The following is a 1,127-nucleotide window of genomic DNA, read 5'->3' as shown; positions in this document are numbered from 1 at the left end:
TGGGTAGGTGGTATTGATTGGGATTTGCGGTACTTTCACGGTTATCTTACTCCCCGCGGCACCACTTACAACGCTTATCTGATTGTAGATAAAAAAATCACGTTGGTGGATACCGTAAAACACTACCTGTTTAGCGAAATGTTGAGCAGAATCAAAGAAATTATTGATCCCCGGGACATTGACTACGTAGTAGTTAATCATGTTGAGATGGACCATTCGGGCAGTGTTCCCAGGATAATGGAAATCGCTCCCCAGGCTAAAATAGTTACATCCATGCAGGGGAAAAAAGGACTGCAGCGTTATTACAAAAAAGAATGGGACTTTATAGTGGTTAATTCGGGAGACGAATTAAACCTTGGTTCCCGGACTTTAAAGTTTGTTACCACTCCCATGGTACACTGGCCGGATTCAATGGTGACCTATATTCCGGAAGAAAAACTGCTCTTACCCAATGATGCTTTTGGGCAGCACATAGCTAGCACTGAGCGTTTTGATGATGAGCTGGGATGGGATGTCATTCACGAAGAAGCCGCCAAATACTACGCAAATATCGTCCTCCCCTACGGCGAGCAAGTGAACAAGGCCTTAGATACGGTTTCCCAGTTGCCGGTGGAAATGATTGCTCCCAGCCATGGAGTTATCTGGCGCTCCTTTTTGCCAAGAATTTTAGAGGCTTACCGCCGCTGGGCAAATCATGAAGCGGAGAGAAGGGCAGTGATTGTCTATGATACTATGTGGGATTCCACCAAAAAGATAGCTTTGGCCCTACAGGAAGGTTTGGAGGAAGCGGGTATTCCCGTTACCATCAGGTTTTTGCAAACAAACCATATCTCACAGATTATGTCCGACGTACTTCTATCAAAAGCCATTTTAATTGGTACGCCAACTTTAAATAACGGTATGCTGCCCACCGTTAGCGCTTTTCTTACTTACCTGAAGGGATTAAGGCCGAAAAAGAGGATTGGAATTGCCTTTGGCTCCTACGGCTGGGGAGGCCAGGGCGCCAAGGAAGTTAAGGCGGTTATGCAATCAATGGGTTGGGAAGTACCGTTCGATATTATAAACATCCAGTATGCACCCGATGATACCGAACTGACTGCTGCCAGGGAAACAGGACGAAAGTTAGG

Annotated in this window: 1 protein-coding gene; it reads left to right on the top strand. The window is 46.0% G+C overall.

The window, feature by feature from the left end; genetic code table 11:
* The coding region (locus KKC1_RS11275; protein ID WP_088554552.1) for an FprA family A-type flavoprotein at positions 1-1,127 on the top strand (1,127 nt) is incomplete at both ends.

The sequence above is a fragment of the Calderihabitans maritimus genome (assembly GCF_002207765.1).
Lineage (GTDB): Bacteria > Bacillota > KKC1 > Calderihabitantales > Calderihabitantaceae > Calderihabitans > Calderihabitans maritimus.
Note: the sequence above shows the minus strand (reverse complement) of the source record. Positions and strands in the feature narration are given on the sequence as shown.